Raw genomic sequence first — 14,377 nt, 5'->3', positions numbered from 1 at the left:
TACTGATTCGTCATGCCTACTCTTCATTTATCATTCATAATTCATCATTATTTTTTACCCCATAATCTGGCCCATTTTCATGGCGATGCCCATATCACCTTTGATTTTGAGCTTGCCCATCATGACGGCCATCATCGGATTAAGATCGCCAGTGCTCATTTTAACGAGATTATCGATCGTTATTTGTAGTTCGCAATCGGCGGGTTTATCGTCGTTTGAGACCGTGGCAGGCGATTGCGTAGCGTCGATATAAACAACACCCTGATCAGTTACAAGCTTAACTGTAGCGTTGATACTGTCGGCGTGTGTAACTTTGTTCCGAGTTTGCTCGGTTAGTTCTTGCAGAGTCATCAGATTTGGATTTCGTTGTTGAAAAGAAACTCAGCCGCGAAAATAAGGTTTCTACGTAACGCGGACATCCTGTCCGCCAAATTCTCTTGCGGACAGGATGTCCGCGTTACTTATGCGTTCTCAATATTTAACTCTCCTCTGCATTCTCACATTTCTCAGCTGTGCCTGGGGTTTAGTCGACTCTGCTGTTTCATTCTTTCAAACCGATGCGGTATCTGAAACAACCTACGTAGAAGGCCCCAGCAAAGAGCCTAAGAAAGAAAAAAAGGTCGACACGTATTATGAAGACCGATCGGCGGGCGATGCACCTACTCCCAGCGATCCTGTTCAGGTGAAATCACTGGCCATTGCACAATTCGGTTATTCGTTGCTCACACTCATTGGGGCCATACTCATGTTTCGGCTTCAACGGGTAGGCTTCTGGATTTATGTAGCGGGGGTCGCTGTTGGCCTTGTGTTACCGATCATTCTAGGTGGCGTCGTTGCCTTAAATACGTCCTTCGGTGCGTTTTTTAGTATCATTTTCGCCGGACTATACTGGCTTTCACTCAAGGAAATGCATTAATTCTAGTCGATTTTGGGGCAGTTTTACATATGCAATATCTTCAAGATATGGCGTATGTAAACGAATTATTTAACGTGCCAATCGACAAAACCTCTTTTCATACGTTTATATAACAGGACTTTGGCAAAAAGCCGTGCCATCGCAACAGCGAACCATAATTAATCTTGCCCCTTAATTAAACTATGGCCCGTTTTTTTTACCAAAGTCCTGTATACTAAAAACACTCACGTATGAACCCGTTACGCTTAACCACGTTGTTCCTGATCGTTTGCTTTTCATTGGCTTCCTTCGCTTCCAAAGCCGACGATCCCGATGCGCTTTTAGGCAAATGGCTCAGTTCCAAAAAGAGAAATCAGGTTCAGATTTATAAACAGGGTAATAAATACTATGGCAAACTAGTCTGGATGCTGGAACCTAACGAGCCGGGCACCGGAAAACCAAAAGTCGATAAAGAAAATCCTGACGAAAAACTGCGAAACCGCCCGCTTATGCAGGTAGTCTTGTTGACGAATCTGACATATAAAGGCAATAATACCTGGGGCGACGGAGAGATTTATAACCCTGAAGATGGCAAGACCTACAGCTGCGAAGTATCGCTCAAAGGCCCAAATGCCATTGATCTGCGCGGTTACGTTATGGGCTTGAGTTTTCTGGGAAAATCAAAAACCTGGACACGCGTGCAGTAGATTTTTTAGCCTGTATTCGAGATTCAGACTCTTATTAACCATTCTATTTTTGTCATCTCGACGAGAGATCTCAATATCACTACCTTGAGATCTCTCGTCGAGATGACAAAAATCACAATAATACATCTCACTCAACAATCCAACGCGATAGGTGATTATACCGTCCTTCCAATACGATCTTAAAGAACCCTTTGGGAAAGGTCGATACATCGATCATTGCCGCTTCTGCTTTTACAGGAAATTCACCAAGCAATCTGTAGTCGTCGCGCTTGCCTTCTTCGAAGTGATTGGTGGTCGAAACCCAGACTTTTACGGTTCCCTCTGGTTCCACCGCTTTCCAATTCAAGGCAATCTTGCTTCCCTCTTTTTTAACAGTTGGCTCCACAATCGACAGTTTACCAGTTAGCGGAACGCCATCTATTTCAAAAGCCTGTTCCTTCGGAATTGTCAGTTGCAGATGACGAGCCAATGTTGGCATAATATCGACAATACCGGGCGTGTTCTTTTTAAACTGACTATTCAGGTCTTTGGCATTGGTCACGATCCAGGTGGCTCGCTCCCGATCCGATTGGCCACCGTGGTTTTTACCCGTTTCAACCGTTCGCCCGTGATCGGTAGTGATGAACAGTTGCCAGTCTTCGCTATAGGTTTTCTGACGATATTGGATGGCCTTCCAAAGCCTCCCAATTTGGTCATCCATAATGTTGACGGCTTTGTAGAACTGCTCACTGTCGCCGTATTTATGTCCCATATCATCGGTATATTCGAGGTACACCCACGCTAAATCGGGGCTTTCATTTTGAATATACTGAGCGGCTTCGTTGACAACCTTCTCATCAATCTGATGGATATACTCCGACTCTTTATCGTGCCGATATAGTAAAGTATCGTGCTCCAATCCATCGAATGAATAATCGATTCGGAGGTGGCCGGTTTGTGGTAAATCTTCGCCGATTAACTTGGTTCGATTATCGAGCCAAGTGGAGAAGACAGCACTTTTTTTGAAGGGATACTGGCTTTCAAAAAAGCGAAAGATGGTCCAATACTGATAATTGGGGGCTTTAATGCTATTGTCCCATACATTGTGTTTGTTGACCCAGGTACCCGTAAGCAGACTATTATAACCCACTGCCGAGATGGTTGGTGTCTGTGAATACGTGTTTTTCTGCCCGCCAACATACGCCCGTGCATAACCGCCTTCTTTGGCAATGGCTTTGAGGTTTCGCGTGGGTTGCTTTTCAATCACATCTGCCGGAATCCCATCAACAATGACAAACAGGGCTTTTTTGGGTTTCGTTTGCCCCCAGCTGTAGTGAGTAAAGAGCAGCAACCCACCCATTAAAAGTCGTAATGTCGATGTTCGTTTCATAATGTAAATTTTTGACAGGATTAACAGGATAAAACAGGATTTAAAAAGTGAGATAGAAAATCCTGTTTTATCCTGTTAATCCTGTCAAAAGTAGAACTTGTTGTAAACACCTGCGAGAAACCTGTCAAAACTTCACAACTTCATAATACGCTTTCTTCGGCTTTAGGTTGGCATCAAACAGCAGCGGGTAGTTTTTGCGACCCGCTACCGGATGCGAGTCCAACCACGAATGTTTGTCAGAGACATTCCAGAAGGTTACGCCTGTAATCTCCTGTTTCTTTTCACGGAAAATCCGAAATACATTCCGATACTGCTCTTCCTGTTTCTGTGCCATCTCTGGCGTAAACGCATCCGACTCGTCAGGCCGTTTGTCGCGTCGACCACCCTGCTCTGCCGGATAGACCGATACGTCCAGTTCGGTGATCTGTACCTTCAGGCCCAACGACGAAAATTTGTCAATCGCAGCCTCCAGTGCTAGCTCACCCGGTTCGTAAATTGACCAATGCCCCTGCAAGCCAACCCCATGAATAGGCACTTTCGCATCGACTAACTTCTTCAGCAACTGATAAATACGGTCGCGCTTGCTAGGCCGCTCGGTATTGTAGTCGTTATACACGAGTTGCGCGTTAGGGTCGGCTTCGTGAGCGTATTCAAAGGCTTTTGCAATGAATTCCTCTCCGCATATCTGCGACCAGGGCGAATCGCGCAGAAATTTCTGGGCGTTATCATCAATGGCTTCGTTCACGACATCCCACTGATAAATCTTGCCTTTATAACGGGTTACCACTTCGGTAATGTGATCTTTCAAACGTTTCAGCAAAACCTCTTTCGATACCGTTTTACCCTCCGCATCCGTGAACAGCCATTTCGGCGTTTGCTGATGCCAGCACAGGTTATGCCCCCGAACTTTCATGCCGTGTTTCTGCGCAAAGTCGACAATGGCATCCGCATCTTTCCAGTAGTACGTATTTTCTTCCGGGTGAATGGGCCCCATTTTCATCGCGTTCTCCGCCGTCAGGCTGTTGAACTGCCTGAGAATCAACTCGGCTTCCGGGCCGACCAGATTTCGAGGGCCAACCGCTACACCAATTGGGAAATAATCTTTATAGGCGGATTTGAGCGTCGGTTCAACTAAGTGCGGTTTTAGGGCTGAACCGAGTAATACTATCGCGCCAATGAGCAATGAATAGATGAAGCGTTGGTTCATAATTGCGAGCTAATTTGTCGTATTGTGGTGTCGGGTTCTTCAACCCGACACCACAATCACCAACAAGGGAGTTTTAAAACCCAATCGAATTGCCGCCATCGACCGGCAAAGAAGCCCCAGTGATGTATTTGGCGGCTTCGGAAGCCAGGAAAACAGCGGCCCAGCCGATGTCTTCGGGTTGACCAAATTTTCCCATCGGTGTCCGGCGCATGGCACGAGCGAAACGGTCGGGGTCGCCACCCATCGCCGTTTTACTCATCGCAGTCTCAATGAAACCGGGCGCAATGGCATTGACCCGAACCCCATTGCCGGAAAACTCCGACGCCAGCACCTTCACCATACCCTCCACCCCGGATTTAGACGCTGCATAAGCCGCCACCCGGTCAATGCCGTAGTAGGCTGCCATCGACGATATCATAATAATGGAACCACTTTTGCGAGCCATCATTCGTTTGGCACAGGCGCGGGTCAGGCTAAAAACCGAGTTCAGGTTCGTATGGACAATTCGGTCGAAATCTTCATCGGTGACTTCCAATGCGGGTTTTTTCATGTTGATCCCGGCATTGTTCACCAGTGTATCAATGGGGCCATACGTCGATTCAATTTGCTCGACCAATTCATCTAACGAGGCCCGATTCGTTACGTCATTAACCATGTAATGAGCCCGTTCGCCCAAAGTGACAACGGCCTCTTGTAACGGCTGTTCCCGCCGACCAGTGATAACAACGCGCCCTCCAGCCTGCACCATACAACGGGCAATATCGAGACCGATACCACTGCCTCCCCCGGTGATCAGGGCAAGTTTACCTTCGAGCGAAAAAACAGAATAATTGGGTGACGGCTGACCGTCGACGGGGGTATTGTGTATTTGTTCCACTAGCGTAATTTATAAATTTCGGATAAGCGTTTAACATCCTCCAGCGTCCGTTCTGGTTTCGGGAAAGGGGCTGGGATGGGTTGTTTGGAGTAGGTCTGGAGATACAAAATCCAAGAATCGCGCCACCAGATGGCTTCCTTGTGTTGAGTTGCCAACCGCCCCGTTACATCGGCAAAAATTTCAGGATCAATGGCTGGTTTGACCTGCGCCCATTGCTGCTGCATCCACCTAACCGAATCGGCACCCGTATAGAAACGGGTACAGAGTTCATCCCAAAGCGTTCGGCCAGAACTTAGCTTTTTGGTCCACGGCACATGATGAAACCAGAGTAAATAGGGCAGCGGGCAGGTTTCCGGGTTATTCCATTGTTTCTGAACTTCTGGTCTGTACTGTGCCAGCGCATTGCTACCCGTAGCTGTCCGGTCGAAACCAAGCCCAATGGAGTCGGCCCGATGGTAGTAGATGGCGGTCCAATCGGGACGAGCGCTTTTTTCCTGCCAGGGTTCAGGCGCAAAATGTACACCCGACCACGGACGAGACAAACCGATGGGCGTGTTATAGTCAACGTAAATCTCCCGCGATTTCAGCATCAAATTCGCAATGGTCTTAACGGCTTTCGGTTCGCTGGTGAGGGTCATCTTGATCCACTCGTTAGCAATGGCTTCCGACGACAAGGTATGATCCCAAGCCAGTCGTCCGTAGGCATACCAGTTGGCTTGTGCCATCGGGTTGCCGGTCCAGTTTCGGTCGGAGCCTGTATTAGCTACCCCCGCAATGGCGGTCATTTTATAGCCGTGCAAACTTCCGTCGATTACTCGCGCAACAGTTGATGGATCGACTGGTAAATCTTTACCTCTCACGACAAATTTACCTAAGGTGGGTTCTGGGGATGCTTCTACTTTACCTTTTATGTAAGTATCTGATTCCAGACATTCTTTAAAAATTGGTGCTTCATAGACCCAATGCGTTGCAAAACCCGTGTACTCCTGCGTAATCTGAAACTCCATCGACAGGGGCGTTTTGGGCATATTCCCAAACAAGGGGGAGAAGGGTTCGCGCGGCTGAAAATCAATCGGGCCGTTCTTGACCTGAATAATCACCTTCTTGTCGAATTTGCCATCGAGAGGGGTAAATTCTTCGTGAGCGGCTTTAAACCGATCTGCCTTGGGGTCGGCTTTGTAGACGAAGGCGCGCCACATCACAATGCCATCGTAGGGAGTCAGGGCTTCGGCCAGCATGTTAGCGCCGTCAGCATGAGTACGTCCATAATCTTGTGGCCCTGGCTCACCTTCGGAGTTAGCTTTGACCAGAAATCCGCCAAAATCGGGAATGAGTTTGTAAATCTCGTTGGTTTTATCGGCCCACCATTTTCGCACTTCAGGGTCGAGTGGATCGGCCGTTTTTAGTCCACCAATAGTTTTCGGAGCCGGAAAATAAACCGACAAATACACCCGTATTCCGTAAGCTCGAAAGACATTGGCGAGGGCAGCTACCTTTTCTAAATACTCGGCAGTTAGAAAGCGGGCACTGGCATTCACATTATTGACAACGGTTCCATTGATACCGATTGAGGCATTAGCACGGGCGTAATCACGGTAGCGCGGATCAACCGTGGCAGGTAGTTCATACCATTTCCAAAGTGACTCACCTGCATACCCACGCTCGATCGTTCCGTTCGTATTGTCCCAGTGATTGAGCAGCCGGTAGCGGATTTTGGGATTGCTATTCAGAGAAAGATTAGCAATTGGCTGGCCCATTTGTACTTGTCGCAGTAAGGCGAAAACGCCATAGAGTATCCCCTTATCCGATTTGCTTGCAATATTGATAGTCGTTCGGCTTGTAATCCGATAGCCTTCCTGTGTTAGTTGCTGCGGATCTGCGCTAGCGTCTTTACTGACGGTCAAAAGTACACCTCCTGTTCGACTTCCAGCACTGGCAACAATAGGGATAGATTTTCCTAATAATCCCTGTAAGCCCATTTGCAACTCATCAGCAGCTGATTTCAAAATCGGGCTTTGATTGCTTACGGCAATAAACTGGCACGAGCGGGCGTACTCCTCTCGTTTGGCTACGTCTTTAATTAGGTCGTATTTCAGCCAAAGGCGATAGCCATCGTCAGCGTGAGCCAGATTACTGAGTAGTAAAAGGCAGAAAATTAATCGTTTCATTTTTAGTAAGATTCTGGCGCGGGTATTCACCCGTGCCTACTAATATAGTCAGCATTCGCTGACGCATGTACAGACAGAACGCCAGTGAATACTGGCTATATGACTAGGCACGGGTAAATACCCGCGCCAGTTTGAAATCACAAACTCCGCTCAATACCCATTTCTAAACCCCGTAACTCTGCCAATCCGCGCAGGCGACCAATGGCCGAATAGCCGGGATACGTTTTCTTATGCAAATCGTCGAGCATTTGGTGTCCGTGGTCGGGGCGCATGGGAATATTAATTTCACCCACACCTGCTGTTGAACGTCGTTTCTGTTCCAGAACGATCTCCTTCACAACGGCGTACATATCGACATCACCTGCCAAATGGTCGGCTTCGTGGAAGATGCCAGGCCGGACTGAGGTTCCGTCTTCTTCACGTTTGGTCGTTCGTAAATGAATGAAATGAATGCGTTCGCCAAAGCGACGAATCATGGCAGGCAGATCATTATCAGCGCGAATGCCTAATGAACCGGTACAGAACGTAATCCCGTTGGCTGTTACACTGCAGGCAGCCATCAACTGAGCTAAATCCGATTCTGTACTCACGACGCGGGGTAGGCCTAACAATGGATATGGTGGGTCATCGGGGTGAATACACAGATTAACGCCCACTTCCTGTGCAACGGGGGCTACTTGCTGGATAAAGTAATAGAGATTCTCGCGAAGCTCAGCATCGCCAATAATGGCATATTCATCCAGCAAACCCTGAAACGTAGCAAGGGTAAATGCTTCTTCGGAACCGGGCAAGCCCAACAGCACAATGTTCGACAGTTCAGTAATCTGCTCAGCCGTCATCTGGCTGAATTTCTGGTGAGCCGACTCAATGATTTCGGGTTCGTAATCGGTTTCGGCACCGGGGCGTTTGAGGATGCACAGATCGAACACAGCGAAATCTTCCCAAACGAACCGGAGCGCGCGCGAACCATCGGGCATTTCGTAATTCAGGTTCGTGCGCGACCAATCGAGCACCGGCATGAAATTGTAACAGACCGTGTTGATGCCACAAGCCGCCAGATTCCGAATCGACTGTTTGTAGTTTTCAATGTAATTAGCTCGGGTTGGCCGCCCTTTTTTGATGTCTTCGTGCACCGGTAAACTTTCGACTACGGTCCAGTGCAAGGGTGAATAGCGCTGATTGCCAGCTTCAACTAGCTGTTTGCGCTCAGTAATGGCCTCAGTCGTCCATAGTTCGCCCACCGGAATCTGATGAAGCGCCGTAACCACACCCGAGCAACCTGCCTGCCGAATATCCATCAACGAAACCGGATCATTCGGCCCGAACCACCGCATGGTTTGTAACATTCCCATTTTTACTCTCGTTAGACGTAGATATGGTTTTGGCTGTACCCATGGGCTTTTTATACTAATTCATACACGGGCTTCAGCCCGTAGGTACAGCCCCAAACTTATTTTTTAGAAAATTCACGCTTCGCAAATTCCAGAAACACCGGCCAATCGAGCGAATCGACGTGGCCTCCTTCGTGATTTCGGAAAGCCAGTTCGCCATCAATTAGCGACACATCGGGGGCGGGCATCGTAGTCGTTCCTACACCTTTTTTGCCGAGTAATTCATAAACCGGACTGGCACCGACGCAGGCTAGAAATTCGCCTTTGGGATCGGCCCAACTGTCTTTCGTGCCGCCTGTAATAAATAAGGGTCGGGGGGCAATGAGCGTCATCAACTCGTGCGCATCAACTGGCATGGCGGCCCAGTTTCCGCCATATTTCAGGAAGTTGCCCGCCATCCAGTGGTATTCGCCCGAACTGGCTACGTTGTCAATCGTTTCCCCCCAGCTACGCTTTTCCAAAGACGCACCCAATGAACCAGAGCAACTTGCGAAAACGATAGCCCAGCGTTGATCCAGTGCGCCGGCCAGCAGTGCCGTTTTACCCCAGCGCGAATGTCCCTGAATACCAATCTGTTTGGCATTGATCGTGTTATCTTTTTCAAAATAATCAAGAACGCGGCTCAATCCCCAACTCCAGGCAGCTAATACGCCCCATTCGTCGGGTTGGCGGTCTTTGCCTCCGTTCATCAGGCCGATGATTCCTTCATGCAAGCCTGCTCCGTTGTCTGCCTGAATAGCACCCGTATTCACTAACGCAACGGCCCAACCTGCATCAATCAGTTTTTCGATGTTTGCCACAGGTTGTGGAAACGCCCCCCAAACGATGACCATCAGCGGGATCTTGCCGGATGCATTGACCGGACGATAATAGGTAACCGGAATACTCGGTGTGACGGTCGGGTATCGGGCATTATCGACATTGCCCGTGATCATTTTCCGGAGTGCTTTCCCGTTCAGAACCGTACTGTCGATGCCAGAAGGTACAAACGTCACCTTTGGTGTATTGGTTGGTGTTTTTCCGTAAATCTCCGTCAGGTAATCGTTCAGAATTTCGGGCCTGCGCTGCTTCCACCAAGTAGTAGCATCTTTTACGGGTTTGCCATTTTTCAGCTTTAGCGGATCTGGTAGTATGTAGTCATTTGCCTTAGCCTCCTCATAATTCGTCCAGTTACCCCAACCCGACCGACCATGGTTGTTACCGGCTTCGTCGTACCAGTTGTTTGTGCCTTCTTTCGGCTTCAGATGTTGGGGGCGTTTAGGATCGTCGGCAGGTGGTGGCAAAGTGGGTAGTTTCAGATTGAGCTTGTCCATCATCTTCTGCCAATCTTCCTGACTCGCGGCCCGCATTTTATTCATATAAGCCGTCCGCTCCTCCGACGTCATTTTCTGGAGATTGGGGGCTTGAGCATTGGCATTTCGGATAGCCAAACCGACAAGTACACAGGCTATTAACTGCCAACGTTGGAATAAATAGATACGGTTTTTCATAGCTCTGATAGCGCGAACGTCTTCGTTCGTGACGTCTAAATTTTACACCTTAGCTTTTACCCGGCTGAAAACGAAAATATAGAGCATCGTCCAGGCGACTAAATAGGCAAAGCCAGCGATGTAAAAAATGACATAATAGCCATCCGACAGGCTTCCCAACGCTTTGTAATGATCCAGAATCCGCCCGACGAGTAGCGGAAAAACAGCACCGCCCAGCGTACCGGCCATCGTTCCTAAACCAACCACCCGGCTCAAAACCTGCTTCGGGAATTGATCGGCAGCTACGGTGAAAATATTAGCCGACCAGGCCTGGTGAGCCGCTACAGCCAGTGACAAAATCGCAATAACTGGCCACATGCTGCCCATTTGGCTAATGGCCATCACGGGTGTGATGCAGATGGCAAATAAGGCCATCGCCCACTGCCGCGCCCGTGTGGGATGCCAACCTTTTTCAATAAGGGTAGACGACAGCCAACCGCCCCCAACGCTACCAATGGTAGCTGCCAGATAAATGACGATTAGTGGAGCACCTAATTTTTTCAAATCAAGGTGATAAATATTCGACAGATAGGATGGTAACCAGAACAGGAAAAACCACCAGATAGGGTCGGTTAAAAGTTTGCCACTCATAAAACCCCAGATCGCTTTATTGGCGAAGATTGGATAGTGAGTTGGAGTATCGGTGAGAAGGTCAGTTGCAGCGGCATCACCAGCCACCGATGGTTCAACAGGAGATTCGCCGGTAATGTGAGCCAGTTCGGCCGCGCTAACCCGTTTATGCCGCGCAGGGACCTCATAGTAAAACCACCAGGCCACAATCCAGAGAAAACCGAGGGCCCCCGTTGCGATAAAAGTCATTTGCCATCCGGCCAGAAGCGCCAAAGGCGGTACAATAGCGGGGGCTACTACGGCACCAATGTTAGCTCCAGAGTTGAAAATCCCAACGGCTAACGCTCGCTCTTTTTGCGGAAACCACTCGGCTACAGTTTTAATAGAAGCCGGAAAGTTACCCGCTTCGCCAATGCCTAACAGTCCACGGGCAATCATGAACCCAGATGTACCACCGGCCAGCGCATGGCCCATTGCCGCAAAACTCCATACCAGAATAGCGCCTATATAGCCAATTTTAGTACCAATCCGGTCGATGATATAGCCCGCCAACAAGGTACTGGCTCCGTAGAAAAAAGTAAAAACGGTTACGATATCGCCATAGTCGGTTTCGGTCCAGTTAAACTCTTTTTCCAGAATTGGCTTCAACAGACTCATCACCTGCCGGTCGAGGTAGTTGATGGTCGTTGCAAAAAAGAGAAGCCCGACAATTATCCAGCGATAATTGCTTGAGGTGGGCGCACTGCCCATTGAACTCGGGGGCCCAGCAGCTACAGGAGTAGGTCTTGTTGTCAATGGAAAAATTTGATAAATGAGTGTCGATAAAACGCGACTATCCTGGTTAGTTACTGAAGTTGTTTTAAACTTTTATATTTCATTGACAAGTGAGTTTTTTGTCATTCCGACGCCAGGAGGAATCTCAAGTCTATTGATAAGCAAGCTTGAGATTCCTCCTGGCGTCGGAATGACAAAAAGTACCGACCAGTTTCATTTGAGAAAGTTCAAGACTTCCCCTTGTCAAAAACACAACATCTACACAAAAAACGGTACGTCTTTCGGAGCGTATTTCCGCATGCCTTCTTCGTTGATTTCGACGCCGATACCGGGTTTGTTGGATAACGGAATGAATCCTTTTTCCACCATAGGCCCGTCGAATGTGACGATTTCCTTGAACATCGGCTCCTCGTGGAAATAAATCTGCCATTCCAGAATCAGGAAGTTCGGTACCGATGCGCAGACGTGGCTCGACGCCATAGCGCCCAGATACGAAGCCACCATGTGCGGGGCAAACGGCACATAATACAAATTGGCCAGGTTGGCAATCCGTTGGGCCTCTCCTAATCCGCCTGCTTTTTGCAAATCGGGCATGATGATGTCGACGGCGCCAATTTCGAGGAGTTTACGGAATCCGTGGGCCAGATAATGGTTTTCTCCGGCGCAGATGGGCGTATTCGACGCTTCCCGAATTTGCCGATATGCTTCCGGATTTTCGGCCGGAATCGGTTCTTCCAGAAACAACAGATTCAATGGCTCCATCATCTTGGCCACCCGACGCCCCGTTGTGACATCGTACCGACCGTGCATATCGACACAGATGTCAATCTTAGGACCAACCGCTTTTCGGACACCGGCAATCTGGTTGTACATCCGCTCCAGTTCGCCCTGACTGGCGGTCCAGTTGTAAGCGTCGTATTTATTGGGGTCGTTCCGTTCGTCGATGTCATATTTCACGGCCGTAAAACCCATATCGACGGCTTTCTTAGCGCTTTTCCCGAAAGCTTCAGCGCTGGTGTCGGTCTCGCGATAGGCTCCGGTATCGCAATACACGCGGATTTTGTCCCGGAATTTGCCGCCCAGCAATTGATAAACGGGCATGCCGAGTGCTTTCCCAGTTAAGTCCCAAAGCGCCGTTTCAATAGCCGACAATACAGAGATATAAATCCCGGACTGGGCCCCTTCAAAGAAACCAGATTTCCGAACATCTTCAAACAGGCGATTGACATTGAGCGGACTCTTACCCTTAATTCGCTCACCCATCAATTTCACCAGATGATACGTTCCAACCGACGCATCGACCGCTTCGCCACAGCCCCAGATTCCCTGATTGGTATGAATTTTAACGAACAGACTATGGCCATTTCGGGTGTAGCCACATTTAATATCTGTGATTTTCAGATCGGATGGCGCCGACGATAAAGGGGCATTATGAACGGCCGTTTCCAGTCCTTCGCCGAAACTGGCTAAGGCATTGGCACTGAAAACACTGGCTAAAGCACTTTTAGTCAGAAAAGAACGACGAGATGTTGTCATAAGAAGAAGGTTTATGGTTTACGGTTTATAGTTTACGGTTGGCTGACGCATTAGCAGTATTTTTGAGGCAGTTAACCGTAAACTATAAACCGTAAACCGAATACTGTTTTACCAGGTACGGGTTTTCAAATAATCCTGAATTTGCTCTTTCGGGACGGGGAGTTCGCTCACGTGGTCGTTGAGCCATTTCGAGAAATCCTTTTCGATCTCATCCGACCAGCGCGAATCAATCTGACCCGGTGTGTATTTCTGTTCGCGCAGTCGCAGATGGCCGAACATGTCGCGTAACCGGATAATCTCTGACGTTTTCACCACTTTCTCGGCCAGATGGGGCGGAATAAACGCAACACCCCCATTACGACCGAGCACGACATCTCCTGGCATAACCATCACTTTACCGATGCGGGTTGGGCGATTGATGCCTACCAATGTGGTATTCAAATCACCTTCGGGATTGTGGTGCGAGGGGTGATAACTTCTGAAATAAGACGTAAATCCACCAATTTCTTTCAACCCGGCCACATCCCGAACAGCACCTTCGTAAACGATACCATTACCTGTTTTGGCATAAATTGAATTACCCAGATTGTCGCCGATGGTTGGGCCATCTTCGTGCATCCCAAACTGGTCAACCACATACACATCACCCTTGACAAGCATGTCAATTGGCCAGGCATTCTGCGATTTCACACGACCATCTTTGGTGTGTCCTTTTTCATCCGTCACCCGATGCACATCCGGCCGACCGGGCATAAAAGTAGCCGTGAGTGCCCGGCCCACCAGTACGCTATCCGGATTGATCGTTTGCCAATCACCCGCGAACTGATACCGGTATTTTTCGCCTTTCATAACAGCCCAGGCTTCTTCGTGCGTCACCAGCTTCATGCGTTTCAGAATAGCATCTGGCACTTTTGGGCGTCCGTCGGGGAAGCGTTCGCCTTTCCAGTCGGGCGTCAGAAAGATCAGTTCTTCTTTAGAAATCTGTTGTGCAACCGATACCGAAGTCAGCCCGGTCATCAACAGCCCAATCGCCAGTACAAATACCTGTTTCATGGTTAGTGAAAAGAAATTAAAAGGTTTAGTATACGGCTGATAAGAAGCCCAATTAGCAGTTCTACCCGACCAGACACATGAAATTCTTGTAATGAAAGAGCCTTTATGCAACTAGCCGGTTTGTTGCATAAAACTTACCCCTCTGATGCGTTCAGAAAGCACTTGTTTATGCAACAAGCCATTTTTTCGCCTTATTTTTAGCTAAAAAAATTACCCACCTCAAATCTGGGTAAACGGCTAAATCCATATCGAATAAGTAAAGGAGTCTATTCTGTTGGTTTATAGTGTCTGCAACGGAAGC

General features: G+C 48.6%; 12 protein-coding genes. 2 read left to right on the top strand and 10 right to left on the bottom strand.

The window, feature by feature from the left end; genetic code table 11:
- Window positions 1-54 precede the first annotated feature (54 nt).
- Complete coding sequence (locus tag H3H32_RS34485) at window positions 55-351, bottom strand: SCP2 sterol-binding domain-containing protein (protein WP_182460230.1); 297 nt, start codon at window positions 349-351, stop codon at window positions 55-57.
- Between the two features lie 112 nt (window positions 352-463).
- Here H3H32_RS34485 and H3H32_RS34480 point away from each other — a divergent pair, with 112 nt between their 5' ends.
- Window positions 464-916: a hypothetical protein gene (locus tag H3H32_RS34480; RefSeq protein ID WP_182460229.1), complete on the top strand. Its 453-nt coding sequence runs from the start codon at window positions 464-466 to the stop codon at window positions 914-916.
- Between the two features lie 230 nt (window positions 917-1,146).
- On the top strand, window positions 1,147-1,602 hold the full coding sequence (locus tag H3H32_RS34475) for a DUF2147 domain-containing protein (protein ID WP_182460228.1): 456 nt from the start codon (window positions 1,147-1,149) through the stop codon (window positions 1,600-1,602).
- Between the two features lie 127 nt (window positions 1,603-1,729).
- Here the strand turns inward: H3H32_RS34475 and H3H32_RS34470 are convergent, their stop codons facing one another.
- From H3H32_RS34470 to H3H32_RS34430, 9 genes are all read right to left on the bottom strand, one after another.
- Window positions 1,730-2,971 carry an alkaline phosphatase family protein gene (locus tag H3H32_RS34470; RefSeq protein WP_182460227.1) on the bottom strand — a complete coding sequence of 414 codons (1,242 nt, stop codon included), beginning with the start codon at window positions 2,969-2,971 and terminating at the stop codon, window positions 1,730-1,732.
- 124 nt (window positions 2,972-3,095) lie between these two features.
- Complete coding sequence (locus tag H3H32_RS34465; protein ID WP_182460226.1) at window positions 3,096-4,178, bottom strand: endo-1,4-beta-xylanase; 1,083 nt, start codon at window positions 4,176-4,178, stop codon at window positions 3,096-3,098.
- Between the two features lie 73 nt (window positions 4,179-4,251).
- Window positions 4,252-5,055: an SDR family NAD(P)-dependent oxidoreductase gene (locus H3H32_RS34460; RefSeq protein WP_182460225.1), complete on the bottom strand. Its 804-nt coding sequence runs from the start codon at window positions 5,053-5,055 to the stop codon at window positions 4,252-4,254.
- Window positions 5,055-7,223 (bottom strand): alpha-glucuronidase family glycosyl hydrolase, encoded by a 2,169-nt coding sequence (locus tag H3H32_RS34455; RefSeq protein ID WP_182460224.1) that lies wholly within the window; start codon window positions 7,221-7,223, stop codon window positions 5,055-5,057. The genes H3H32_RS34460 and H3H32_RS34455 overlap by 1 nt, the downstream gene beginning before the upstream one ends.
- Before the next feature lie 137 nt (window positions 7,224-7,360).
- Window positions 7,361-8,575, bottom strand: a complete 1,215-nt coding sequence (uxuA, locus tag H3H32_RS34450) for a mannonate dehydratase (RefSeq protein ID WP_182460223.1) — start codon at window positions 8,573-8,575, stop codon at window positions 7,361-7,363.
- Between the two features lie 98 nt (window positions 8,576-8,673).
- Window positions 8,674-10,104, bottom strand: a complete 1,431-nt coding sequence (locus H3H32_RS34445) for an alpha/beta hydrolase family protein (protein WP_240543583.1) — start codon at window positions 10,102-10,104, stop codon at window positions 8,674-8,676.
- 42 nt (window positions 10,105-10,146) lie between these two features.
- The gene (locus H3H32_RS34440; protein ID WP_182464574.1) at window positions 10,147-11,463 is read right to left on the bottom strand and encodes an MFS transporter; all 1,317 of its coding nucleotides are present in this window, start codon (window positions 11,461-11,463) and stop codon (window positions 10,147-10,149) included.
- A 282-nt stretch (window positions 11,464-11,745) separates the two neighbouring features.
- Window positions 11,746-13,023 (bottom strand): mandelate racemase/muconate lactonizing enzyme family protein, encoded by a 1,278-nt coding sequence (locus H3H32_RS34435; protein WP_182460222.1) that lies wholly within the window; start codon window positions 13,021-13,023, stop codon window positions 11,746-11,748.
- A gap of 108 nt (window positions 13,024-13,131) precedes the next feature.
- A complete protein-coding gene (locus H3H32_RS34430; RefSeq protein WP_182460221.1) occupies window positions 13,132-14,076 on the bottom strand; it encodes an RraA family protein in 945 nt (314 codons plus the stop codon).
- Between the last annotated feature and the right edge of the window lie 301 nt (window positions 14,077-14,377).

The sequence above is a fragment of the Spirosoma foliorum genome (genome assembly GCF_014117325.1).
Lineage (GTDB): Bacteria > Bacteroidota > Bacteroidia > Cytophagales > Spirosomataceae > Spirosoma > Spirosoma foliorum.
Note: the sequence above shows the minus strand (reverse complement) of the source record. Positions and strands in the feature narration are given on the sequence as shown.

What these genes read in the sequence shown, in the direction of transcription:
- H3H32_RS34485 (WP_182460230.1), bottom strand. Translation starts at nt 351, where the DNA reads ATGACTCTGCAAGAACTAACCGAGCAAACTCGGAACAAAGTTACACAC.
- H3H32_RS34480 (WP_182460229.1), top strand. Translation starts at nt 464, where the DNA reads ATGCGTTCTCAATATTTAACTCTCCTCTGCATTCTCACATTTCTCAGC.
- H3H32_RS34475 (WP_182460228.1), top strand. Translation starts at nt 1,147, where the DNA reads ATGAACCCGTTACGCTTAACCACGTTGTTCCTGATCGTTTGCTTTTCA.
- H3H32_RS34470 (WP_182460227.1), bottom strand. Translation starts at nt 2,971, where the DNA reads ATGAAACGAACATCGACATTACGACTTTTAATGGGTGGGTTGCTGCTC.
- H3H32_RS34465 (WP_182460226.1), bottom strand. Translation starts at nt 4,178, where the DNA reads ATGAACCAACGCTTCATCTATTCATTGCTCATTGGCGCGATAGTATTA.
- H3H32_RS34455 (WP_182460224.1), bottom strand. Translation starts at nt 7,223, where the DNA reads ATGAAACGATTAATTTTCTGCCTTTTACTACTCAGTAATCTGGCTCAC.
- uxuA (WP_182460223.1), bottom strand. Translation starts at nt 8,575, where the DNA reads ATGGGAATGTTACAAACCATGCGGTGGTTCGGGCCGAATGATCCGGTT.
- H3H32_RS34445 (WP_240543583.1), bottom strand. Translation starts at nt 10,104, where the DNA reads ATGAAAAACCGTATCTATTTATTCCAACGTTGGCAGTTAATAGCCTGT.
- H3H32_RS34440 (WP_182464574.1), bottom strand. Translation starts at nt 11,463, where the DNA reads ATGGGCAGTGCGCCCACCTCAAGCAATTATCGCTGGATAATTGTCGGG.
- H3H32_RS34435 (WP_182460222.1), bottom strand. Translation starts at nt 13,023, where the DNA reads ATGACAACATCTCGTCGTTCTTTTCTGACTAAAAGTGCTTTAGCCAGT.
- H3H32_RS34430 (WP_182460221.1), bottom strand. Translation starts at nt 14,076, where the DNA reads ATGAAACAGGTATTTGTACTGGCGATTGGGCTGTTGATGACCGGGCTG.